Annotated in this window: 20 protein-coding genes; 4 read left to right on the forward strand and 16 right to left on the reverse strand. The window is 65.2% G+C overall.

The genetic code is table 11. The annotated features are described in order from the left end of the window. Positions 1–12 precede the first annotated feature (12 nt). Positions 13–726 carry a glutathione S-transferase gene (locus KMZ68_RS18190; RefSeq protein ID WP_215612569.1) on the reverse strand — a complete coding sequence of 238 codons (714 nt, stop codon included), beginning with the start codon at positions 724–726 and terminating at the stop codon, positions 13–15. A 156-nt stretch (positions 727–882) separates the two neighbouring features. Continuing rightward, positions 883–1,863, reverse strand: a complete 981-nt coding sequence (locus tag KMZ68_RS18195) for a Tim44 domain-containing protein (protein ID WP_215612570.1) — start codon at positions 1,861–1,863, stop codon at positions 883–885. 296 nt (positions 1,864–2,159) lie between these two features. On the opposite strand from KMZ68_RS18195, the gene KMZ68_RS18200 reads away from it, so the two are divergent. Then, complete coding sequence (locus tag KMZ68_RS18200; RefSeq protein WP_215612571.1) at positions 2,160–3,449, forward strand: hypothetical protein; 1,290 nt, start codon at positions 2,160–2,162, stop codon at positions 3,447–3,449. Between the two features lie 58 nt (positions 3,450–3,507). Here KMZ68_RS18200 and cckA read toward each other — a convergent pair whose 3' ends face one another. The 7 genes from cckA to flgB all read right to left on the reverse strand — a co-directional run bounded on the left by cckA (position 3,508) and on the right by flgB (position 9,668). Then, entirely contained in the window at positions 3,508–6,069 is a 2,562-nt protein-coding gene (cckA, locus tag KMZ68_RS18205; protein ID WP_215612572.1) for a cell cycle histidine kinase CckA, read from the reverse strand. A 155-nt stretch (positions 6,070–6,224) separates the two neighbouring features. Continuing rightward, a complete protein-coding gene (flhB, locus tag KMZ68_RS18210; protein ID WP_215612573.1) occupies positions 6,225–7,304 on the reverse strand; it encodes a flagellar biosynthesis protein FlhB in 1,080 nt (359 codons plus the stop codon). Between the two features lie 3 nt (positions 7,305–7,307). Further along, complete coding sequence (gene fliR, locus KMZ68_RS18215) at positions 7,308–8,078, reverse strand: flagellar biosynthetic protein FliR (RefSeq protein WP_215612574.1); 771 nt, start codon at positions 8,076–8,078, stop codon at positions 7,308–7,310. Between the two features lie 17 nt (positions 8,079–8,095). Next, positions 8,096–8,359, reverse strand: a complete 264-nt coding sequence (gene fliQ / locus KMZ68_RS18220; protein WP_215605934.1) for a flagellar biosynthesis protein FliQ — start codon at positions 8,357–8,359, stop codon at positions 8,096–8,098. Between the two features lie 123 nt (positions 8,360–8,482). Beyond that, positions 8,483–8,791 (reverse strand): flagellar hook-basal body complex protein FliE, encoded by a 309-nt coding sequence (gene fliE, locus KMZ68_RS18225; protein ID WP_215612575.1) that lies wholly within the window; start codon positions 8,789–8,791, stop codon positions 8,483–8,485. Between the two features lie 17 nt (positions 8,792–8,808). Next, positions 8,809–9,234, reverse strand: coding sequence for a flagellar basal body rod protein FlgC (flgC, locus tag KMZ68_RS18230; protein ID WP_215612576.1), 426 nt, complete (start codon positions 9,232–9,234; stop codon positions 8,809–8,811). A 23-nt stretch (positions 9,235–9,257) separates the two neighbouring features. After that, entirely contained in the window at positions 9,258–9,668 is a 411-nt protein-coding gene (gene flgB, locus KMZ68_RS18235) for a flagellar basal body rod protein FlgB (RefSeq protein WP_215612577.1), read from the reverse strand. 390 nt (positions 9,669–10,058) lie between these two features. Between flgB and KMZ68_RS18240 the strand changes: the two genes are divergently transcribed. Then, positions 10,059–10,961 (forward strand): flagellar biosynthetic protein FliO, encoded by a 903-nt coding sequence (locus tag KMZ68_RS18240; RefSeq protein ID WP_215612578.1) that lies wholly within the window; start codon positions 10,059–10,061, stop codon positions 10,959–10,961. Beyond that, positions 10,958–11,710, forward strand: coding sequence for a flagellar type III secretion system pore protein FliP (gene fliP, locus KMZ68_RS18245; RefSeq protein WP_215612579.1), 753 nt, complete (start codon positions 10,958–10,960; stop codon positions 11,708–11,710). The genes KMZ68_RS18240 and fliP overlap by 4 nt, the downstream gene beginning before the upstream one ends. A gap of 21 nt (positions 11,711–11,731) precedes the next feature. On the opposite strand, the gene KMZ68_RS18250 is transcribed toward fliP, so the two are convergent. After that, entirely contained in the window at positions 11,732–12,805 is a 1,074-nt protein-coding gene (locus tag KMZ68_RS18250) for a Bug family tripartite tricarboxylate transporter substrate binding protein (RefSeq protein ID WP_215612580.1), read from the reverse strand. Between KMZ68_RS18250 and KMZ68_RS18255 the strand changes: the two genes are divergently transcribed. Continuing rightward, positions 12,804–13,694: a hypothetical protein gene (locus tag KMZ68_RS18255; RefSeq protein WP_215612581.1), complete on the forward strand. Its 891-nt coding sequence runs from the start codon at positions 12,804–12,806 to the stop codon at positions 13,692–13,694. The two genes, KMZ68_RS18250 and KMZ68_RS18255, sit on opposite strands and share 2 nt — an antisense overlap. A gap of 91 nt (positions 13,695–13,785) precedes the next feature. On the opposite strand, the gene KMZ68_RS18260 is transcribed toward KMZ68_RS18255, so the two are convergent. The 6 genes from KMZ68_RS18260 to fliM all read right to left on the reverse strand — a co-directional run bounded on the left by KMZ68_RS18260 (position 13,786) and on the right by fliM (position 20,726). Continuing rightward, positions 13,786–14,022 (reverse strand): hypothetical protein, encoded by a 237-nt coding sequence (locus KMZ68_RS18260; protein ID WP_215612582.1) that lies wholly within the window; start codon positions 14,020–14,022, stop codon positions 13,786–13,788. A gap of 111 nt (positions 14,023–14,133) precedes the next feature. Then, positions 14,134–14,385: a hypothetical protein gene (locus tag KMZ68_RS18265; RefSeq protein WP_215612583.1), complete on the reverse strand. Its 252-nt coding sequence runs from the start codon at positions 14,383–14,385 to the stop codon at positions 14,134–14,136. 131 nt (positions 14,386–14,516) lie between these two features. Next, on the reverse strand, positions 14,517–18,206 hold the full coding sequence (locus KMZ68_RS18270) for a tetratricopeptide repeat protein (protein WP_215612584.1): 3,690 nt from the start codon (positions 18,204–18,206) through the stop codon (positions 14,517–14,519). Between the two features lie 107 nt (positions 18,207–18,313). Continuing rightward, positions 18,314–19,084 (reverse strand): MotE family protein, encoded by a 771-nt coding sequence (locus tag KMZ68_RS18275; RefSeq protein ID WP_215612585.1) that lies wholly within the window; start codon positions 19,082–19,084, stop codon positions 18,314–18,316. Further along, positions 19,081–19,527 (reverse strand): DUF6468 domain-containing protein, encoded by a 447-nt coding sequence (locus KMZ68_RS18280; RefSeq protein WP_215605923.1) that lies wholly within the window; start codon positions 19,525–19,527, stop codon positions 19,081–19,083. Before KMZ68_RS18280 ends, KMZ68_RS18275 begins: the two co-directional genes overlap by 4 nt. Continuing rightward, the gene (fliM, locus tag KMZ68_RS18285; RefSeq protein ID WP_215605922.1) at positions 19,524–20,726 is read right to left on the reverse strand and encodes a flagellar motor switch protein FliM; all 1,203 of its coding nucleotides are present in this window, start codon (positions 20,724–20,726) and stop codon (positions 19,524–19,526) included. Before fliM ends, KMZ68_RS18280 begins: the two co-directional genes overlap by 4 nt. Positions 20,727–20,740 lie beyond the last annotated feature (14 nt).

The following is a 20,740-nucleotide window of genomic DNA, read 5'->3' on the forward strand; positions in this document are numbered from 1 at the left end:
CGGGCGGAACTGCTAGATCACAAGCTGCGAATCCAATTCCTTGTACCGCCGGAAAATTCCCTCCTCGTTGAAGGGAATGCGGCGGTCGCTCGATAGATAAGCCTTGATGTTCGGCCTTGCGGCAACGCGGTCGTGCAGATCGACCAGGCCGGGGATGTCGCGCTCGAACGCTTTCATCCGCTTCGGGAAGGCGTAGCGCAGCCCCTCCACGATCTGGAACAGCGAGAGGTCGACATAGCTCAGCCGGCGGCCGGTGACGCAGGGACCGCCCGTATTCTCCAGCAATCCCTCGAAATAACCCAGATATTTCGGCACCCGCTCTTTCCAGAATTCCCCGGTGCGTCTCTTTGCCGGCGCGCGCTGGTCCTCGTAATACAGTGTCGGCCCGAGCGGGTGATGGGTGTCGTGAATTTCCAGCACCAGATCCGTGATCGTCAGCTGCAGCTGATGCACCCATAATTTGCCGGCTTCCGTTTTCGGCGCCAGGCCGTGGCGCGACCCGAGATAGAGCAGGATGTTGGCAGTCTGCCCGATCACGAGCTTCCCCGCTTTCAGAAACGGCGGCGCGAACGGCGGCGTGCCGCCGCCCTCCATCATCTTCATCATCGCGCCCATGCCGCGCTCTCGCGCGACGTCGGCATAATCGGCGCCGGCCTCTTCCAGCGCCAGCCGGACAAATTCGCCGCGGCCCTGAATCCCCGGCCAGTAATAGAGCTCATATCGCATCGGCGTCCCTCCGGCGGACGAGGACATCGCTCCGCCGGAGTAAAACTATATTTTCGACGCCAACGCGCCAGCGAAATCTCAATTCGCCGCAAAGCCAAATGAAAAGGCGCCGCGGAGTGAACCGCGGCGCCTTTCGTCATGATCGTTTTGGGGCGATCAGTTGGTCTGCTGGATCGCCGAGAGTTCCCAGTTGGCGCCGCGCGGCCGCACGAAGGTCCACACCTCCGTCGCCTCGGTGGGCGTGTCGCTGCCCGCGACCAGCCGGCTGGTGCCGCGCTCCAGCGTCTTGTCGACCAGCGAGAACCGCATCGCCACGCTGGCGTAGTCGGTATCGCCCTCGCGCCAGGCTTCGGCGAGGTCGCCCTGCAACAGCTTCACGTCGGTGATCTTGTTGACGTCGTTGCGGGCCTTGTTCTCCTCGAGGTCCTTGCTGAAATACGACACCATTTCGGGGGTCGCCAGCGTGTGCAGCTTTTCGACGTCCTCGTTCGACCAGGCGGCCTGGACCTCGCCGAGCAGCCGTTCGAAGGCTTCGTAGTCGGCGGGGAGAATCTCCAGCGGCGCGCTGCCCGATCCCAAGCCAAAGCCGGTTCCGGTGCGGAAGCTGGTCTGCGCACCCGGGCCGACAGCGGCGCCGGGCGTCGGGCCGGCATAGGCCGACGCGGTCGCGTTACGGCGCTGCCACCACGACATCGCCAGCCGGACCACGAGGATGATCAGGCCGATCTGCAGGACCAGGCCGATGATCGACGACAGGCCGCCGAGGCCGGAGAACATCCCGCCGCCGAACAGCATGCCGAGCAGGCCGGCGCCGAGGAAGCCCGCGGCGAGGCCGCCGAGCATGCCCATGCCGGGCCGGTTGAAGAAGCCGCCCTTGCTGGCAGCACCCGCGGCTGCGGGACCGGCCATTCCGGGGCTGCCCGGCTGGGTCATGGTGCGATTCATCGGTTGCGCCGTACCCGGCGCGGTGGAGGTCGAGGGCGGCGCCGAGAACGTGCGGCCGCCGCGGGAACCCGAGCTGCCGCCGCCGCCGACGCGGGCGTCGGCCGCGGAGATCGCGAACATCACCGGTACCGCCAGCGATAGGACGACGGCGATGGCCTGAACGATGCCGCGCGTGCGCTGCGTGAATTTCATGTCTGTTTCCTCAATGTCCCCGGCAGGGGGAAAGCGCCCCTAACATGGGCAGGGTTGCCCAAAAGTGAAGCCACTAAAGGGCATTGCGGCTGCGGCCCTCGGTCGCGGGGATGCGTCAATTAGGCTGGTTCTTCCTGGGTCCGGGACGCAGCGCAGCATGGCCGGATCCGCGGAACCCTTTATTTCTATTATTCTAGAAATACCGTTGACGATTTCCGGAATCGAACCTATTTTGCCACCTATGAAACCCGACCGGCGAGCCGGAATTCCGCAACGGTTAGCGTGAGGTTGAACGCATGGACGCTCCATTGCCCGTTTCCGCCGCGTCCGAAACTCGATCCGTCTCGGAGTTTCTGAACCACGAATGCTTCTGCATCACCCTGGACCGGAACGTCCTGTGCCGGGCGCTCGAACGGGAAGCCGGAGACCCGGAGTTCTGCAGGACCCTGATCGGCCCGAAGACCAATCTGTTCTCGAACGTGCCGGTTTTCCTGTCGGAAGCCAATGTCGGCGCGATGCTTCGGATCGTCCATGCGGTCGAGGCCGCGACCCGATTGCCCTGCTATCGCGAGGCGGCGCTGTCCTGGGCTCCCGAGATCGCCCGACGCGATTTCGGACCGCTCGGCGTGTTCATGGGTTACGATTTCCACCTGGCCGCCGATGGCCCCAAGCTGATCGAGGTGAATACCAACGCCGGCGGGGCTTTCCTGAATGCGCTGCTGGCCAAGGCGCAACGGGCCTGCTGCGCGGAAGTCGAGGTCGCCCTGGGCAAGCCAAAGACCCGCGATTTCGATTCGGCGGTCATGCGCATGTTCACCCACGAGTGGGAACTGCAGAACCGGCAGGGAATTCCGCGGCGGATCGCCATCGTCGACGACCGGCCGGCAGAGCAATATCTCTATCCGGAGTTCCTACTGGCTCAGCGCTTCTTTCAGAAGAACGGCATCGACGCGACGGTCGTCGATGGACATCAGCTCCGCTACGAGCGCGGTCAACTGCTCGCCGACGGAGCGCCGATCGATCTCGTCTACAACCGGCTGGTCGATTTTTCTCTAGACGATCCCGAACACCGGGATCTGCGCGCGGCCTATCTCGACGACGCCGTCGTCGTCACGCCCAACCCGCGTGTACATGCACTCTACGCCGACAAGCGCAATCTGGCGTTGCTGTCCGATCACTCGACCCTTCGTTCCTGGGGAGCGTCGGCGCAGATGCTCGCTGATCTCCGAGGCGTGCCGCACACTGTGCTCGTCACTTCCGGTAATGCACAGGAGTTGTGGCAGAGGCGGAAGTCATTGTTCTTCAAGCCGGCGGGCGGTTACGGCAGCAAGGCGGTCTATCGCGGCGACAAGGTCACCAAGGGAGTATGGGCGGAGATCCTTCGCGGCGGATATGTCGCGCAGGAATTCGCCGCGCCCAGCGAACGCATGGTCCAGCTCGACGGATGCTCCGAGCCGCGGAAAACCGATGTCAGATTGTACGTCTACGACGGCCAGGTGTTGCTCACCGCGGCGCGTCTGTACCAGGGCCAGACCACGAATTTCCGGACGCCGGGCGGCGGGTTTGCGCCGGTGTTCGTCGTCTAGATCATGATCCGATTAGGTCGAATCGGATCATGATCTCATCTCTTTGTTTGAGGATGCCTCACGTCGGCGTCATGGTCTCCTTGACCTTGGCGACCAGCGCGCTCAGCGCGAAGGGTTTGGCCAGGAAGGCGAACTGCTCGTTTTCCGGCAGGCTCTTGTCGAAGGCTTCTTCCGCATAGCCGGAAACGAAGATGATCTTCAGGTTGGGATTGCGGATCCGCATCTCCCGTAACAGCGTCGGCCCGTCCATTTCCGGCATCACCACGTCGGAAACCACCAGATCGACGGCGCCGTTCTTTTCATCCAGCGCTTCCATCGCTTCGATGCCGTTCGAGGCCTCGATCACGTTGTAGCCGCGCGAGCGCAGCCCCCGCGCATTCAGCGAGCGCAGGCCCTCCTCGTCCTCGACCAGGAGAATGGTGCCCTGCCCGGTCAGGTCGGCCCGCGGCTTGGCTTCGCCCGCCGCCGCCTTGGCCGCGCCGTTGGCGGCCGCGGCCTCGGGCTGGACCTCCTGCTCGGGATGGTGCCGCGGCAGGAAGATGTGGAACGAGGTGCCCTTACCGGCCTCGGAGTCCACATAGATGAAGCCGCCGGTCTGCTTGACGATGCCGTACACTGTCGACAGGCCGAGGCCGGTGCCCTTGCCGACTTCCTTGGTCGAGAAGAACGGCTCGAAGATCTTCTCGACGATATCGGCGGGAATGCCGGTGCCGGTGTCGGCGACGTCGATCCGCACATAGTCCGCCGCCGGCATGCCCTTGTAGGTGAGACGCCCGGCCTCCTCGGCGGTGACGTTGGCGGTCCGCACCGTCAGCTTGCCGCCGTCGGGCATCGCGTCGCGGGCGTTGACGGCGAGATTGACGATCACCTGCTCGAACTGCGAGACGTCGACCTTGACCGGCCAGAGATCGCGGCCGTGCACGAGGTCGAGCTTGACCTTCTCGCCGATCAGCCGGCGCAGCAGCATGGTGAGGTCGGAAAGCGCGTCGCCGAGATCGAGCACCTGCGGCCGCAAGGTCTGGCGGCGCGAGAATGCCAGCAGCTGCCGCACCAGCGTCGCGGCGCGGGTCGCGTTCTGCTTGATCTGCATGATGTCCTGGAACGACGGATCGGTCGGCTTGTGCGCGTTCAGCAGGAAGTCATTCGCCATCATGATGGCGGAAAGCACGTTGTTGAAGTCGTGGGCGATGCCGCCGGCGAGTTGGCCGACCATGTCCATCTTCTGCGACTGGTTGATCTGGTTCTCCAGCGTCCGCCGCTCGGTGGTCTCCAGCAGGTAGACGATGGCAGCCTCGGTCTCGCGCTCGTCCTCTTCGACCGCGGTGACGAAGAACTGGCCCCAGCGCTCCTTGGCGCCGTCGAGCATGGCCTCGACCGGCGCGATGTCGCCCTGCCCCTCGGCCGCCTGGTTGATGGCCGCGATCAGGAGGTGGCGATCGCGCGGATTCACCGCGCGGAAGATCGACTTGCCGGCGGCGCCGTCGGCGCCGAGGCTTTGCGCCAGTTTTGCAAACCGGGCATTGGCGCGCACCACCGCACCGGCGCGGTCCACGGTCGCGATCGCCATCGGGGTGTGATCGAAGAAGCGCATGAAGCGGACTTCGGCGGCGCGCTGCGGATCGGAATGCTCGTCGCGCGCCCGGCTGATCACCAGCGTGCGCGAGGCGCCGGGCACGCCGTCGGCGCCGAACGCCAGCTTGTGATAAAGCCGCACCGGCATGGTTTTGCCGCTGCGCATCCGCAAGTCGATGTCGAACACCTCGGTCTTGACCTCGCCGGGCACCGCCACGATCGAGGTCAAAAGCGAGGCGCCGTCGCCGGACACGATGTCGGTCAGCTTCAGTCCGCCATTGCCGATTTCCGCAAGATCGTGATCGAGCCAGTTCGCCAGCGTGGCGTTGACATAGACGAGGTCGCCGCCCGCATTGACCGAGAAGAACCCGCACGGCGCATGGTCGAGATATTCGATGGCGTGCTGCAGTTCCTGGAACACGTCCTCCTGCCGTTCGCGGTCGCGGGTGATGTCGGCGATCGACCACACCGCATATTTCGCCTCGCGCTTGCCCTGGCCGAGCGGCCGGACCCGCATCCGCAGCCAGCGGCCATGGCTGCCGTCGGTGCCCGCGATGCGGACTTCTTCCTGCTGCCGCTTGCCCTCGCGCGCCGCCTTGAGCAGGCGAAACACCGCCTCCGACACATCGGGATTGCCGATGAAGACCCGCTCCACCGGGCGGACATCGGCCGCGGTCGCAGCACCCGTCAGCGCCAGATAGGCGGCGTTGGAATAGACGACATGGCCGCGGGAATCGGTCACGGCCAGTCCGTCATGGGCATGATCGGCGATCCGGCTGATGACCGGATCGTCGGCGGCGCGATCGGCGAAGCGGATGATGCCGGCGGCGAAGGCGAACAGGTTGAACAGCCCGACCATCGCCAGGAGCGCCAATAGCCCGAGGATATAGGGCTGCGCCTGCGCCCGGCCGATGGTCATCAGCGCGACCGCCACCGCGACGATCCCGAACGCCACCAGCAGCACCAGCACGATGCTGCCGTTGCGCCGTACCGGCTCATGGGCGGCGAACGGCTCTGGTGGCGGATCGTTGTCAAGTTCGGCGGTCATACCGGGGGATACAGCCTGTCGACTAGATGTTACGCGCTTTTCGCGCCGCTCCTGAGTGCCTGAATCGGGCATGCAAGCGCAAGGCCGTCAGACGGCTATTTCGCCGGCTACGGCCGTTTCCGGCGCATTCGCGAGGGGAAACCGCCCCCTCAGGCTCATGCCTGCCGGCTGGCCAGCCCGCGCTTGAGGCCCATGACGTAGCCGATGACCTCGGCGACCGCATGATAATGCTCCACCGGGATTTCCTCGTCGATATCCACCGTCGCGTAAAGGGCCCGCGCCAGCGGCACGTTTTCCACGATCGGGATATCGTGCTTGCCGGCGATTTCCCTGATCTTGAGCGCGATGGTATCGACGCCCTTGGCAACGCAGACCGGGGCCGCCATGCCGCGTTCGTAGCGCAGCGCCACCGAATAGTGGGTCGGGTTGGTGATGATCACGGAGGCTTTGGGAACCGCGGCCATCATCCGCTTCTTCATGCGCTCCATCCGCAATTGCCGGAGCTTGCCCTTGATATGCGGGTCGCCTTCGGACTGCTTGAATTCCTCCTTCATGTCCTGCAGCGACATCTTCTGCCGCTCGAACCACGTCCGGTACTGGAAGAAATAGTCCGCGATCGCGACCGCAGCCAGCATCGCCACCACGGCGCCGAGCAGTTTCAGGGTCAGGCCGGTGGTGACGCCCATGATCGCCGCCGGGTCGAACCGCACCATCGCGTCGAGGCGGTGCCGCTCCGGCCACAGCACCGCCATCATCACGATGCCGAGCGCGATCACCTTGAACAGTCCCTTGGCGAAGTTCGCGATCGCCTGCTTGCCGAAGACCCGCTTGAAGCCGGCCCCCGGCGACACCTTGCTGAATTTCGGCTTCAGCTGTTCGGCCGACCACACCAGCCGGTGCTGGATCATGTTGCCCGCGATCGCCGCCAGCATCAGCATCAGGAACGGCACGCCGAGCGCCGCGATCAGCGCGTAGCCGAGGCTCTGCGTCAGCGCCATCAGGCCCGGCCCGTCGGCGCGGATCATCCATGAATTGGCCACCAGATTGCGCAGCGGCATCAGCACCCCGCCGCCGATCGATCCGGAGAACGACGACAGCACCAGCGTCGCGCCGGCGATCACGAACCAGGTGTTGACCTCCTGGCTCTTGGCGACGTCGCCTTTTTCATGGGCGTCATCCAGACGCTTTTGTGTCGGGTCCTCTGTTTTGTCCGATGCGTCATTCTCGTCGGCCATCGTTCACCTCTGCGGTATCAGCTGGTGCATGACGCCGATGAAATATTCGAGGAATGTTCCCATCATCGTGACGATCACGAGCGCGAAGATCAGGAAGCCTGCGAGAATCGACAGCGGCACGCCGACGAAATAGACCTGCATCTGCGGCATCAGCCGCGCCAATACCCCGAGCCCGATATTGAAGACCAGGCCGAACACCAGGAACGGCGCCGAAAGCTGCATGCCGATCTTGAACGCGGCGGCAAAGGCGCGGGTGGCGAGTGCTGCAACGTCGCCGCTCGACATCAACTCGCCTGGCGCGAAGATCCTGTAGCTTTCGTTCAGCGCCGCGATCACCAGATGATGGCTGTCGGTGGCAAACAGCATCGTCAGGCCGAGGACGGTGAGGAAGTTTCCGATCAGGAGGCCCTGCTGGCCCTGGGTCGGATCGACGGCGGTGACGAAACCGAGGCCGAGCTGCTGGGCGATCACCGAGCCAGCGACCTGCAGCGCCGAAAGCGTGACCCGCGCGGTCGCCCCCAGCACGACGCCGATGACGATCTCGTGCATCATCAATACCAACAGCGGCGCCATCGACCCCATGTCGACCTGGTAGGCGGCGCGGTGCAGCGGCAGGATGATCAGCGTCAGCAGCAGGGCGATCGCGAGCTTGATGCGAACCGGAATGTTGGTCTCGCCGAACCCCGGCAACAGCATCACCATCGCGCCAATGCGGGCGAACACCAGCATGAAGGCCGCAGCGAGCGCGGGCAGCAGTGAAACGTCGATGCGCATGACCTAGCCATAGTGCATCAGCCGCCTATGATTCGCGACGAAATCCGCATCATGTAGCCGTGCAGCGAGTCCGACATGAACGGCAGCGCCAGCAACAGCGTTACGAAGATCGCCAGTATCTTCGGCACGAACACCAGCGTCTGTTCCTGGATCTGCGTCAGCGCCTGAAACAGCGACACCACGACGCCGACCACGAGGCCGACCACCATCAGCGGCGACGACACCACCACGATGGTCCAGATCGCATCGCGCGCCACGTCGAGGGTCTCGGCACCGGTCATTTTCAGCTTCCTTTTCACCCTCGTGGGGAGGAGCGCGCCTTGCGCGCGTCCCGAACCATGAGGCCGTAAACGCCTCGTCATCCTTCGAGACGCCGGCTGCGCCGGCTCCTCAGGATGGAGCGCTCAGATCGGCATCCTCATGATGTCTTCGTAGGACTGGATCACCCGGTCGCGCACCGACACCAGCGTCGAGACCGCGACGTCGGTTTCGGCTACCGCCGTCACCACGTCCATCACATTGGCCTTGCCCGAGGTCATCGCCACGGTCTGCGCGTCGGACTTGCGGCCCGCATCCATCACGCTGCCGAGCGCGTCCTTGAGCAGCGCGCTGAAGGACTGGCCGCCTGCAGCGGCTCCCTTGCCGGCGCCGCCGGATTCCACCATGCGGGCGAGACTGGCATAGGCATTTGCGGCGACTGTGGGTGATGCCATGGTTCAAGCTTTCCTGTTCAGGCCTTGAGGATGTCGAGCGTGCGTTGGATCATCCGGCGCGTGGCGCTGATGATGTTGAGGTTCGCTTCGTAGGATCGCTGCGCTTCGCGCATGTCGGTCATTTCGACCAGTGGATTGACGTTGGGGTATTTGACGTTGCCGGCCTGGTCCGCCGCCGGATTGGACGGCTCGTACTTGACGCGGAACGACGACTGGTCGGGCCTGACCTTGCCGAGCGCCACCACCTTGGCGTCGAGCGAGCGATCAAGCGCAGAGGAAAACGTCGGGATCTTGCGCCGGTAGGGTTCGCCGCCGGCGGTGGCCGCCGTGGAATCCGCGTTGGCGATATTTTCCGAGATCACCCGCATCCGCCCGGCCTGCGCGCGCAGGCCCGAAGTCGCGATGCTCATCGAGCGGGCGAAATCACTTCCATCATTGGCCATGACCGGGTTTTCCTAACTGCGCGTCAGCGCTTGCCGATGGCGGTTTTCAGAAGGCCGAGACTGCGGCTGTAGAGCGAAGTGGCCGCGGCGTAGTCCATCTGGTTGGCGGAGACCTTGAGCATCTGGTCCTCGAGGTTGACCGCGTTGCCGGCGGGACGGGTGTGGAAATCAGGCTTGCCGTCGCGCGCGAAGCTGTCACCGCCGCCGCCCGCGGGAGCGATATGGCTGGCGCTGGTGCGCATCATCGCGAGCGAACCCTGCGCCGCGGCGGGGTTGGCGCCGTTGCGGTCGAATTTCGGTTCGACCAGGTCGCGCGGCTTGAAATTCGGCGTATCGGAATTGGAGATGTTTTCGGCGAGCACGCGCTGGCGCTCCTGGTGCCACTGCATCTTGGTGCGCAGCGCCGACAATACCGGAAGATCGTTGATGGCCATCGCATCCGCCCCGTTGCCTCCGGGGCATGCCGCCGCTGAGGTAGGCAGAATTTGCCGCGTGTATGGTTAACAGCCGGTTAAGATTCCATCCGATGCCGTGGACAACCGGCCAATACGGGCCGTGAATCGCGCATCCGGCGACGGGACGAGCGCATTTTTGCCACGAAAGCTGCGTTAACCAATCGAGGGGATGAACTGCGGGCGCTCAGAAGTCGTTTTGGCTCAAGCGATTCTTGGTTTATTAAGATGGCTGGGCGGCACTTCTTGCCGTGGGGAATTTAAGAAATAAGGCTGATCTTGGGCTTCGTTTGCCGTCCGATGGATCGACTGCGGTCCGGATTCGCCGGGATCGAAGCCTGAAGCGGGCTTTATTGGCCGGGGACTGAGAGTATGCAGGCACTTACATTCTTCTTCGCATTCGTCGCCGTCCTGGCCCTGATCGGCGTCGCCGCCTGGCTGGTGCGCCGATTCGCCACCAATCGCCTCGGCGCCAACACCAATCGCGGGCGGATGCCGCGTCTGGCGGTGATCGACGCCGCCGCGGTCGACGGCCGCAGGCGCCTGGTGCTGGTCCGGCGCGACAATATCGAGCATCTCCTGATGATCGGCGGCCCGACCGACATCGTGGTGGAACCCAACATCGTCCGCGCCATGCCCGGACGGGAACAGATGCCGCAGCGGCCCGCCGTCGGCGGCGCGGAACCGCCGCCCCGGATTGCGCCGCTGCCCGACGCCGGCTGGGCCGAGGAAGGCCAATTCGACCACGCCGAGCCGCAGATGCCCGAGCCGCCGCCACGGCCGACCCGTCCCTCTTTTGCCGACGAAGTGCGCCGCCCGACCCCGCCGATGCCGCGCGCCGAACGCGCCGATCCTCTCGCAGGCTTTGCGCCGGAGCCGATGGGCGGCCGGCCCGAACCCCGCCCCGAGCCGCGGCCGGAACCGATACCGTCGCGGACCGCTGCGCGCAGCGAACCTGTCATGCCGCGTCCGCCCCGCCCCGAACCGCCGAAGGCACCGCCGCGCGCGCCCGAACGTGCCGCTGCGCCACCGCCGCCACCGCCTCCCCCGGCGCAGTCGAGCGCCGACCAGAATCTCGCCGAGATGGCGCAGCGGCTGGAAGCAGCGCTGCGCCGGCCGGCCGCCGACACGGTGGCGCCGCCGGTCGCGCCCGAACCGCCGCCCGCGCCCCGCGCCCCGCGCAGCGAGCAGCCGCCGGCGCCTGCAAAGAGCGGCTTCGAGAATCTCGAAGACGAGATGGCGTCCCTGCTGGGCCGTCCAAAGTCTCCTTCGTGAGATCGGCGACAGTCCCGCGTAGAGTTCTATTTTTTGCAAGCTTGATCGCCGCCGGATCGCTGATCGATCCGGCGCTGGCGCAGGATATCAGCATCAATCTCGGCGGCGGTGGCGGCGGCGTCACCGAGCGCGCGATCCAGTTGATCGCGCTGCTGACCATCCTGTCGGTCGCGCCGTCGATCCTGATCATGATGACGTCGTTCACCCGGATCGTGGTGGTGCTGTCGCTGTTGCGCACCGCCTTGGGTACCGCGACCGCGCCGCCGAACTCCGTGATCATTGCGCTGGCGATGTTCCTGACCGCGTTCGTGATGGGCCCGGTGCTGCAGAAATCCTATGACGACGGCATCAAGCCGCTCGTCGCCAACCAGATCGGGGTCGAGGACGCGCTGCAGCGCGCTTCGGTGCCGTTGCGCGGCTTCATGCAGAAGAACGTGCGCGAAAAGGATTTGCGGCTGTTCATGGACCTGTCGCGCGAGCCGCCGCCGGCGACGCCGGAAGACCTGTCGCTGCGCATCCTGGTGCCGGCCTTCATGATCTCCGAACTGAAGCGCGCATTCGAGATCGGCTTCCTGTTGTTCCTCCCCTTCCTGATCATCGACCTCGTGGTCGCCTCGGTGCTGATGTCGATGGGCATGATGATGCTGCCGCCGGTCGTGGTGTCGCTGCCGTTCAAGCTGATCTTCTTCGTGCTGGTCGACGGCTGGTCGCTGGTGGCAGGGAGTTTGGTGCAGAGTTACGGGGGGTAGGCGGGAACGAGGGGAAGCGTCCTAATCCATGCTGATTGAGCCGGCCCGAATAACCTTGCCCCAGCGCTCGATCTCCTGCGGCAGGTACCTTGCAAGATATTCCGGCGTGCGTTGCTCGGGCGGAACGATCGAAAGTCCGAGAGCCTCCAGCTTCTGCCGCATATCGGCGCGGGCGATCATGTCACCCAGCGCCTTGTTCATCTTGCGCACGATCGGCTGAGGTGTCCCCTTCGGAAAGAAGAAGCCGTTCCAGACCGTGGCCTCGACGTCCTGGAGCCCCTGTTCACCGGTCGTCGCCAGGTCGGGAACGATCGGCACGCGCTTTGGCGACATGACGGCGATGGCCTTGACCGTACCGCCCCTGACCTGCGCCACCCCGGTCTGGATGGTGTCGCACATATAATCGATGCGTCCTCCGATAAGGTCCTGCATCGCCGGGCCGGCGCCGCGAAAGGGTATGTGCGTGATGTCGACGCCCATCGCCATATTCAGCAGCGCACAAGGCAGATGCGTGCCGGAGCCCACCCCGGCGGAGCCATATTGCATCTTGCTTTGGTTTGCCTTCGCGTAGGCGATGAATTCCTGCAGGTTGTTCACCGGCAGATCCTTGCGTACGACCAAAATCCGCGGCGATTCCGAAACCAGCCCAACCGGCTCGAAATCCTTGGCGGCGTCATAGGGCGGTTTCTTGTAAAGCGATTGGCTGTAGGCGTGGGTGCCCGTGTTGCCGATCAACAATGTGTATCCGTCGGGCTCCGCCTTGGCGACACGGGCGCTGCCGACGGTCCCGGCCGCAGCTCCAACGTTCTCCACGATGATCGTCTGTCCCAGGATTTCGCCAAGCGCCACCGCCTGCAGGCGCGCACTGGCGTCGATGCCGCCGCCGGCAGAGAATGGAACGACCAGCGTGATGGTCTTGCCAGGCCACTCCTGTGCGGCCGCCGGCGTGGCCATGGCGACGAGCACCAACGCAACCGCAACAATCCGTTTCGAAAGCTGCACCATGTCTCCTCCCGCAACCTTGATTGGAACGATTGGATTACGGCATCGCACTTCACTATGATGCGCCGGAACGCATTCAGGAAGCGCCTCCATGCAGCCGTCATTCGACCGCGCTGCCGAAGACCTCGGCAACGCCATCCATCTCGAACACGTCAACGTCCAGGTGCCCGACCAGCGGCTGGCCACCCTGTTCTATGTCGCAGGCCTCGGGCTGACCCGCGACCCCTACCTGATGGTGTCCGACACCAATATGTGGGTCAATGTCGGCCGCAGCCAGTTTCATCTCCCGACCGGCAAGGCGCAGGTGCTGCGCGGCCATACCGGCCTCGTCATCGCCGGCCGCGCGGCGCTGCTCGAGCGGCTCACCTCCGTCGCCAAGAAGCTCGCCGGCACCGCCTTCGCCTTCAGCGAACACAACGACTACGTCGAGGCGATCTGTCCGTGGGGCAATCGGGTGCGCTGCCATGAGCCGGACGCCGCGCGCTTCGGGCGCATCACGCTCGGCATCCCCTATGTCGCGTTCGACGTGCCGGCCGGGACGGCGAAGGGCATTGCCGCCTTCTACCCCGAGATCATGGGCATCCCGGCCGAACTCGACAACGGCGACGGCACGGTGGCGCGCGCCAGGATGGGCAAGGACCAGTATCTGCTATTCCGCGAGACCGACCGCGCGCTGCCGGACTACGACGGCCACCACGTGCAGATGTACATCACGGATTTTTCCGGCCCCTACCGCAAGCTGCAGCAGCACGGCCTGGTCTCCCAGGAAGACAACCAATACCAGTACCGCTTTCGCAACATCGTCGATCCCGCCGACGGCAGGAAGCTGTTCACGGTCGAGCACGAGGTGCGCAGCGCCACCCATCCGATGTACCTGCGGCCGCTGGTCAACCGCAACCCGGCCGTGACCAACCAGACTTACGCGCATGGCCATGAGCAATGGGACTGGGCGATGGGACCGGACCAGTACGACGCACGGTAGCGGATGTCGCCCGCTCCTGCGCGGGCAAGGGCGTTGCGCGGTACAGCCGGTAGCTTCCGCTATTCCCGCGCTATTTCCGCTCGAGAAGCTCTCACCCCTTCACGTCATACTGCTTGCTGAGATGGTCGCCGATCTGCACCAGCATCGCGACACGCTCGGGATAGCCGGGTTTGGCAATCGTCGCCTCGTCGGCGGAAGCCCGGAACTCCCAGCTGTCGCCGTCGCGCAGCACGGAGATGACGATTCCATCCGGACCCTCGGCGTGGACTTTCAGTTCGGCCTTCGCCATCGCGATCAGTTCTGCTTCGGTCTTGACGGGCTTGCTCATGGCGACGGCTTCCTCCGGATGTTGGTTTGCCGCAGGTTGCCGCTTCGGCGGGCATCTGTCGAGGGGATCGCGGCGGCGGCGCAATATTCCTGCAAAGCCGACGCGCCCGATTCAATCCGCCGATGGCCGGGACGCGGCGGAGATTTCCGGCTTGCCCGGCCGAGCCCGCGGCTTGGTCGGAATCAGCGTGGCGCCCGCCCGCTCGACCACCGCTGTCGAGGTCATGCTGATGCCGCCGGTGGAAACATCCGCTTTCGAAGCGAAATGCGCGAACAGGAAGGATGCAATACCAATGGCGGCCAGGACCGCAGCGGTCGCCGCCGGCACCCGATGCGTGCGATTATTTCCGCTCTGGGCGTCCACCGGCATCTCTCCGTTCTTGGTATCCCGGAGCTACGTCGGTAGGCGGAATCGGTTTCGGGGGGCGACTTATAATCACCCTTGTCGAAGCAGTCACCCTCATTGAACGCCCGGGGGGAAAGAAAATCGACGCTCTACCACCGCTTGGCGTCGGCCCGCGTCAATCCGATGATCCGGGGCAGCGAACCGGTGTGGACCGGCTCTCCCTTCGCGGTTCCCGGCGGCGACGGCGCCCGTGCGGTCGCATCCGGGAAGCGGCCCTTCATTTCCCGCAGGAAGCCGTCCAGCGTGTCGACGCTGGCCGCCATTTTCGCGATCGCCACGAATTCCGCGCTGCTGGCGGCGGCCGGCGTGCTGGCGGTCTCGAACGCGGCCCGGTCAGCTTCGCCGCTCATCAGCGGCGCATATTTTTCGCGGAAGCGCGCCAAGCCGATGGCGTCGTCGGCCAGCGCGTATCCGACCACCGCGCGGATCACGTCGCCCTTCTCCACCGCGTTCAGCGGTTTGAAGTCGCGCCAGCGATCGGCGTAATACAGCTCGATCTGCTCGGAGGCCTCGCGCCAGCGCCGCGACGCCCAGTAGATGTCGGAGCGCAGCCGGATCGCTTCGCGGCCGCTGATGTTCGAGATGATGTCGAGCGCCAGGTCATGGCGGCCGACGTCGCTCTGGGCGCGCGCCTCCAACAGCAGCCGTTGCTGGCGCAGTTCGCCGGAAAGGTCCGCGATCCGCGTGGTGTGAAGCGCCGATATCGCGCGATCCGGCTTGCGGTTGGTCAGGTAGACCATGGCCAGACGCGCCGCGACCTGGGCGCGCGCCGCGCCCTCCAGCCGCTTGTCGATCTGATATTGCAGGAGTTCGGCGGCCTGATCGAGCAGGTCGACCCCGACCAGCCGGTCGGCGAGCCGGCGGATCATCTCGTCGCCGCGCCGTCCGATCGGTGTCAGTTCGCTGAATTCGTAGAACATCGCAAGCGCGTCGACCGGCGGAAGATCGTCGCCCTTCGGGCTGAGATAGATCTGCGCAAACAGCGTCGCCGCCGCATCCTGCGCAGCCCGCGAAATTTCCGAATTCGGCTCCATCTTGGTCGCGGTCTTGGCCGCCGCCAGCGATTCGCCGTAGCGGCCGGTATCGGTGTAGATGCGCGCCAGCATCTGCAGCGTCCGGATCTCGACCGCGTCGCCGCGCCACGTCACCGACAGCGTCTCGAGTTCACGCAAGGCGTCGGCCTGGCTGATCTCCTCGCGCCGCTGGCGCAGGAAGACATTGAGCAGCCTGGCTTCGGCCGCGGCGGCGCGGTCGGAAGATTCGATCGCGGCCTTGTATTCGCCCTCGGCATCCTTGTCGTGGCCGAGAGCCTCGGCCAGCCGGCCGTGCAGCACCGCCATCGCCGGCTTCATCTCGGGCGGGATGCCGACCACCTGCAGATCGCTGCCGCGTTTGGCGGCGCCGGAAAAATCCCTGACCTCGAGGGAAGCCCGCATCGCCTCCGAAATCACGATGCGCTGCAGTTCGATCGGCAGCGAGGTGATGGCGAATTCGACGTTCTTGAATTTCTCCCGCGCTTCCGACCACTTGCCCTGCCGCGCCAGGCCGAGCGCCTTCCACAGCTGCGAATCGTAATTCGATCCGATCACGGGATTGGCAAGTTCCTTCAGGCCCTGTTCGGGGCGGCCCATCGCGATGCTCGCGACCGCCCGCACCATCAAAGCGATCGGATCTTCCGATCCCGACTTGACGTCGGCGAGCGCGAGATCGGCAGCACCTCTGGCCTCCGGATACATCCCGCGCGACATGTAGAAGCGGGCAAGGTCGAGCCGGGCCTGCGTGCGCCGATGGGGCTCGAGCGCACCTGCCGCGGCGATCAGCGCATCCCGGCGCGTGATAAAGTCCTCCGCCTGGTTCTTCCGCCATTCGGCGACATCGAAAATCGGCCGCACCGCGGTGGTCGCCCGCTCGGCGGCGGAGTCGGCCGATGACAGCGTCAGGCCGCCGGGCCTGCCGATGATGACCTTGTCGGGCGCGACCTCGGCGCGGACGTCTTCGGAATTGGGATGGATGGCGACGCCGTGGATCGACTCCAGCAGCGACATCTCGACAAAATCATGCCGCTTGATGAAGCCGCGGACCGGCAGCGGCGCGGTGACTACCAGCAGCGTATCGCCGGCATCCGGATCGGTAAGCCGATGCAGCAGGCCGGGCCTGGACAAGGGAACGGTGACATTGGCGAGCGCTGGATCGGTGATGTTCCGGACCACCACCAGCGGCTGCGGGGGCGCCTGTATCGTATCGGCGAAGGTGAGCGTCCAGCCCGAGCCGCCCTGATCGTCGCCGCTCAGCGACGGCATTTGCGGGCGGCTGAGGCGGATGCGGATCGCCTGTCCCTTGTCGAGCGGGATCCGGCTCACATCGCCCAGCAGCGCCCCGCCCTTGCTGCGGATCGGCGCGATGTCGATCGGCTTCGTCGTATCGAACACCAGCCAGACGGTGTCGGCGCGGCGAAACGCCGCCGCGGGCGTCACCGTGGCGAAGGCAAACGTCAGCCGCAGGCCATCGCTGTCCCGCCTGGCGCTGACGGTCGCAGCCGCTTCGCCGGCCGCCACGGCCGGCGGGGCCTGAACGACCGGCTGTGCTTGAATTGCCGGCGGCGCCTTGATCTCCGGCGCCGGTCCGGAAGCAACGGGCGCCATTATGGCCGGGGCTTCGGCGGCGGGAGCCGGCGCCTCCTTGGGCATCTCATTCGATGGCGGCGCGGGCTGCGGCGATTCCGGCGCGGGCACGCTCTTCGGCGCCGCCTCGGGATTGATTTCGATCTTCGCCTGCTTCGCGATCATCTCCGACGTCGGCGGCACGATCTCGCTCGCCTGCCGGGACGCCAGAGGCTCGACGGGCTTCGCGGCCGGGGGGGCTGTCGCCGGAGCGGCTGTCGCCGGAGCATGCGAGGTATCGGCGACCGGCGCCGGCGGCGTTTGCGGCTGCTGGAAAGCAACGTCGATGATGTAGTTCTTCTCCTCGCGGAAGGAATGAACGTCGACGTCGCCGATCAGCGTGACTTGCACCGCGGAAGTGTCGCCTTCGACCTTCTGATCGATCGAGGCGATGTTCGACGGCGCCGCCAGCTTGGCGTCCGCCAGATCGAAGTTGAGTGCGGCGTTGAACAGCAGCGACAGTTTCTGGTCGTTCAGCACGCTGGAGACGCCGACGCCGTCGGGCATTTCGAACACGAAGCGGACGAAGGTCGGCTGCACCGAGGCGCGGACGCGAATCGGCGACCGCTTCTGGGCCAGCGCGGCCGCGCGCTGCTGGCGCAGAGCGCGCTCGGCGGCCCGCGCGCGCTCGGACAATTCGCGCACCACTTCGGCAGGCAGCGCCGGCGGCGGGCCGGTCCATGTGTCGGGCAACAGGTCGACGAACACCCGCTCACCCGCCGTCATGGTGTTGATGGTCACCCTCCGCGCCAGCGACAGCCGGATCGCCGAGCCATCGGGATCGCGCCGCGCCGACCCGACATAATCGGGCACCGCGTCGGACAGTTTTTCGACCGGAATATCCACCGGGCGCTTGAACCGGATCACGAGGATGGAGCCGGCGGTGGACACGTCGGACTCGACGTCCTCGGCGAGCTTGAGAACCAGCCGGGCGTAGCCGCCGGCAGCCGAAAACGTCGCGGCTCCCCTCACCGGCTCGGTCTGGGCCAGACCGGGCGAGGTCAGGCCGAACAGGACCAGCCCGGCGGCGAGCCATGACGTCCGGCCGGGACAACGCCGCGCCGTCCGCGCGCAAGCACGGCGTCGCGACCAGAATCCAGCGGCAGCCGTTCGCGCCATTTCAAGGAGTCTTTCAGCTTCGACCATCTGTTGTATCGACGGGACGCCCTCACCCCGCGCTTTCGAATCCTAGAATTGGCGAATTAAGAGGCTGTTAATTATTCCTGCTAATTGGACTTTTGCTGCAGCATCTTGCCCTCGATTTTCGGCAATTCGGTCATGGCGGCGGACTTGTCCGATCCGGCGCGGCGCGCCAGTTCGACCGTCAACCGCTCGGCCGCTTCCGGCTGCATCAGGCCGAGAATATCGGACATCTTGCGCGGCGCGATCTGCGAGGCGATTTCGAACAGCACTCCCATCTCGAGCCGGTCGAACACCTTGGCGGCATCCTTCGGCTTCATGCCCTCATACATGGTGATGATGCCCTTGAAACGGGCGGCGTCGGCCTCGCTCCTTTGCCCGGCTGCGGTGCTGATCCGCGATTCGACCGCCTTCAGCTCCTCGACCTTGGTTTCGATCCGCTTTTCGGCTGACTTGAGCAGGCTCTCGCGAATGTCGATTTCGCGCGCACGCGCCTCCAGTTCCTGCCGGCGCTGTTGCAGCCGTTCAAGGATCGCGCGCTCCGATGCCGACACCGGCGCGCTCTGTTCCGGACGGACTGCGACGCCGTCGGGCTTGGTCACTTCCGGCGGCGCGGCGGTGGGCTTGGGAGCCTCCTCCTTCTTCGCCGCGACCGAACCGGTGATGTCGGCGGGATCGGATTTACCTCCGACCGGAAAGTTCAGGGTTTCCTGCGCCCAGGATTTCTGGGTGCTGTGCGGCTGATAGTCGAACACGTAACCGCCATCGATCACCAGTCCGGCGACCTTGAGCACGGCAAGGCCGAGGATCGCGATCAGGACGACCGGGATAACGCGAATGTCACGAAAGGATTTCATGCAGCCAGGCCATCAGACCTTCTGCGCTCGGAGAACGCCTGCGCCGCCGCGGCAACCGCCTTGGCCGACGATACCCTGGGAGCCGCCGGCGCCACCGGTTCCAATTCGGACAACGGCCTTGCGGCGAGCGCGATCTTGGACAGTCGGCGGATGACGTTGTCGCCTTCGGCGAGATGTTTCTTCAGCTGCTGCGACATCTGGGCCGCCGCGGTCAGTTGGTTGCCGAGATTCTCGTTGACGTCGCGAACGGTGTGTTTGAGGCCGCCGATGGCGCGCTCGGCGATTTCGGTGGCGGTGATCAGTTCCCCGATCGTCGCCTTCAGCGAATGCTCGTCCGCCTTCAGCCGCTTCAGCCTGGTGTTCAGCAGCATGCAATAGCCGATCGTCAGCAGCAGCAGCACCGCCACCAGGCTCTCGATCACAATTCCAAATGAATGACTCATTGGGCCTCCATCAACTTGGTTTGCTCATCGGCCTTCTCGAACATCGCGAAGGTGGTATTCGGCTTGCGGAGCTGTTTGGTGACGCGAATGGCGACCCGATCGCCGACGCGCCCCATCCGCCCTTCGGTCAGGGTGACGCTGCCGCAACGCACCGCGACCAGCGCGTCGGCGCGCATTTCGAGCGGCAGGGTGTCGCCGACCTTCAGCTTCATCAGCTGCTTGAGCGGGATATCGGCCTCATAGAGCACGGCATCGACCGAGATCTGCGCCTGCGCCACTTCCGTGGCGAAATGTCCTTCCCAGATCGGATCACGGCCGAATTTCTCGCCCATGAACATCTGCAGCAGAACGGCGCGGATCGGTTCGATGGTCGCGTAAGGCAGCAGCAGTTCGATATTGCCGCCGCGGTCTTCCATGTCGATGCGCAGCCGCACCAGGATCGCGGCATTGGCGGGCCGGCTGATGGCGGCGAAGCGCGGATTGGTTTCCAGCCGGTCGATCGTGAACTTGACCGGCGACAGCGGCCGGAACGCCTGCTCGGCGTCGGCCAGCACGACTTCGACCAGCCTCTTGACCAGATTGGTTTCGATCGTCGTATAGGGCCGGCCCTCGATGCGCAGCGAGGTCTGGCCGCGGCGGCCGCCGAGCAGAACGTCGATCATCGAATAGATCAGACTCGAGTCCACCGTGGCGAGGCCGAAATTCTCCCACTCCTCGGCCTTGAATACGCTGAGCACCGCCGGCAGCGGGATCGAATTCATGTAGTCGCCGAACCGCACCGAGGTGATGCGATCGAGCGAGACTTCGACGTTGTCGCTGGTGAAGTTGCGCAAGGAAGTGGTCATCAGCCGCACCAGGCGGTCGAAGACGATTTCGAGCATCGGCAGACGCTCGTAGGAGACCATCGCCGAATCGATGATGGCGCGAATGCCGGAATTGTCGTCGAGATTGACTTCGCCGACGGAGAAGCCGAGCAGATTGTCGATTTCCTCCTGCGACAGGACGCGCTCGCCGCCGTTCTTGCCGCCGCCGAAGTCGCGACTGCCATCTTCGACCATCGCGGCCCACTGCAGCGCCATGGTGCCGGAGATTTCGTTGGCGGCGGCCGCGGCCGCGGCTTCCGCCGGATCCTCGGAATCCAGGCTCGCTTCCCATTGGGCTGCGATTGCGTCCTGGTCGTCGAGTGGATTGCCCGCCATGATGCTAGATCCGT

Origin of the sequence: Bradyrhizobium sediminis, from assembly GCF_018736105.1 — a bacterium.
GTDB lineage: Bacteria > Pseudomonadota > Alphaproteobacteria > Rhizobiales > Xanthobacteraceae > Bradyrhizobium.

Coding starts and splice junctions, on each gene's coding strand:
- KMZ68_RS18255 (WP_215612581.1), top strand. CDS start 12,804: ATGCAGCCGTCATTCGACCGCGCTGCCGAAGACCTCGGCAACGCCATC.
- KMZ68_RS18195 (WP_215612570.1), bottom strand. CDS start 1,863: ATGAAATTCACGCAGCGCACGCGCGGCATCGTTCAGGCCATCGCCGTC.
- fliE (WP_215612575.1), bottom strand. CDS start 8,791: ATGGCATCACCCACAGTCGCCGCAAATGCCTATGCCAGTCTCGCCCGC.
- KMZ68_RS18190 (WP_215612569.1), bottom strand. CDS start 726: ATGCGATATGAGCTCTATTACTGGCCGGGGATTCAGGGCCGCGGCGAA.
- fliR (WP_215612574.1), bottom strand. CDS start 8,078: ATGCGCATCGACGTTTCACTGCTGCCCGCGCTCGCTGCGGCCTTCATG.
- KMZ68_RS18250 (WP_215612580.1), bottom strand. CDS start 12,805: ATGGAGGCGCTTCCTGAATGCGTTCCGGCGCATCATAGTGAAGTGCGA.
- fliQ (WP_215605934.1), bottom strand. CDS start 8,359: ATGACCGGTGCCGAGACCCTCGACGTGGCGCGCGATGCGATCTGGACC.
- KMZ68_RS18200 (WP_215612571.1), top strand. CDS start 2,160: ATGGACGCTCCATTGCCCGTTTCCGCCGCGTCCGAAACTCGATCCGTC.
- KMZ68_RS18280 (WP_215605923.1), bottom strand. CDS start 19,527: ATGAGTCATTCATTTGGAATTGTGATCGAGAGCCTGGTGGCGGTGCTG.
- KMZ68_RS18270 (WP_215612584.1), bottom strand. CDS start 18,206: ATGGCGCGAACGGCTGCCGCTGGATTCTGGTCGCGACGCCGTGCTTGC.
- flgC (WP_215612576.1), bottom strand. CDS start 9,234: ATGGCCAATGATGGAAGTGATTTCGCCCGCTCGATGAGCATCGCGACT.
- cckA (WP_215612572.1), bottom strand. CDS start 6,069: ATGACCGCCGAACTTGACAACGATCCGCCACCAGAGCCGTTCGCCGCC.
- KMZ68_RS18260 (WP_215612582.1), bottom strand. CDS start 14,022: ATGAGCAAGCCCGTCAAGACCGAAGCAGAACTGATCGCGATGGCGAAG.
- flhB (WP_215612573.1), bottom strand. CDS start 7,304: ATGGCCGACGAGAATGACGCATCGGACAAAACAGAGGACCCGACACAA.
- fliM (WP_215605922.1), bottom strand. CDS start 20,726: ATGGCGGGCAATCCACTCGACGACCAGGACGCAATCGCAGCCCAATGG.
- flgB (WP_215612577.1), bottom strand. CDS start 9,668: ATGGCCATCAACGATCTTCCGGTATTGTCGGCGCTGCGCACCAAGATG.
- KMZ68_RS18275 (WP_215612585.1), bottom strand. CDS start 19,084: ATGAAATCCTTTCGTGACATTCGCGTTATCCCGGTCGTCCTGATCGCG.
- KMZ68_RS18240 (WP_215612578.1), top strand. CDS start 10,059: ATGCAGGCACTTACATTCTTCTTCGCATTCGTCGCCGTCCTGGCCCTG.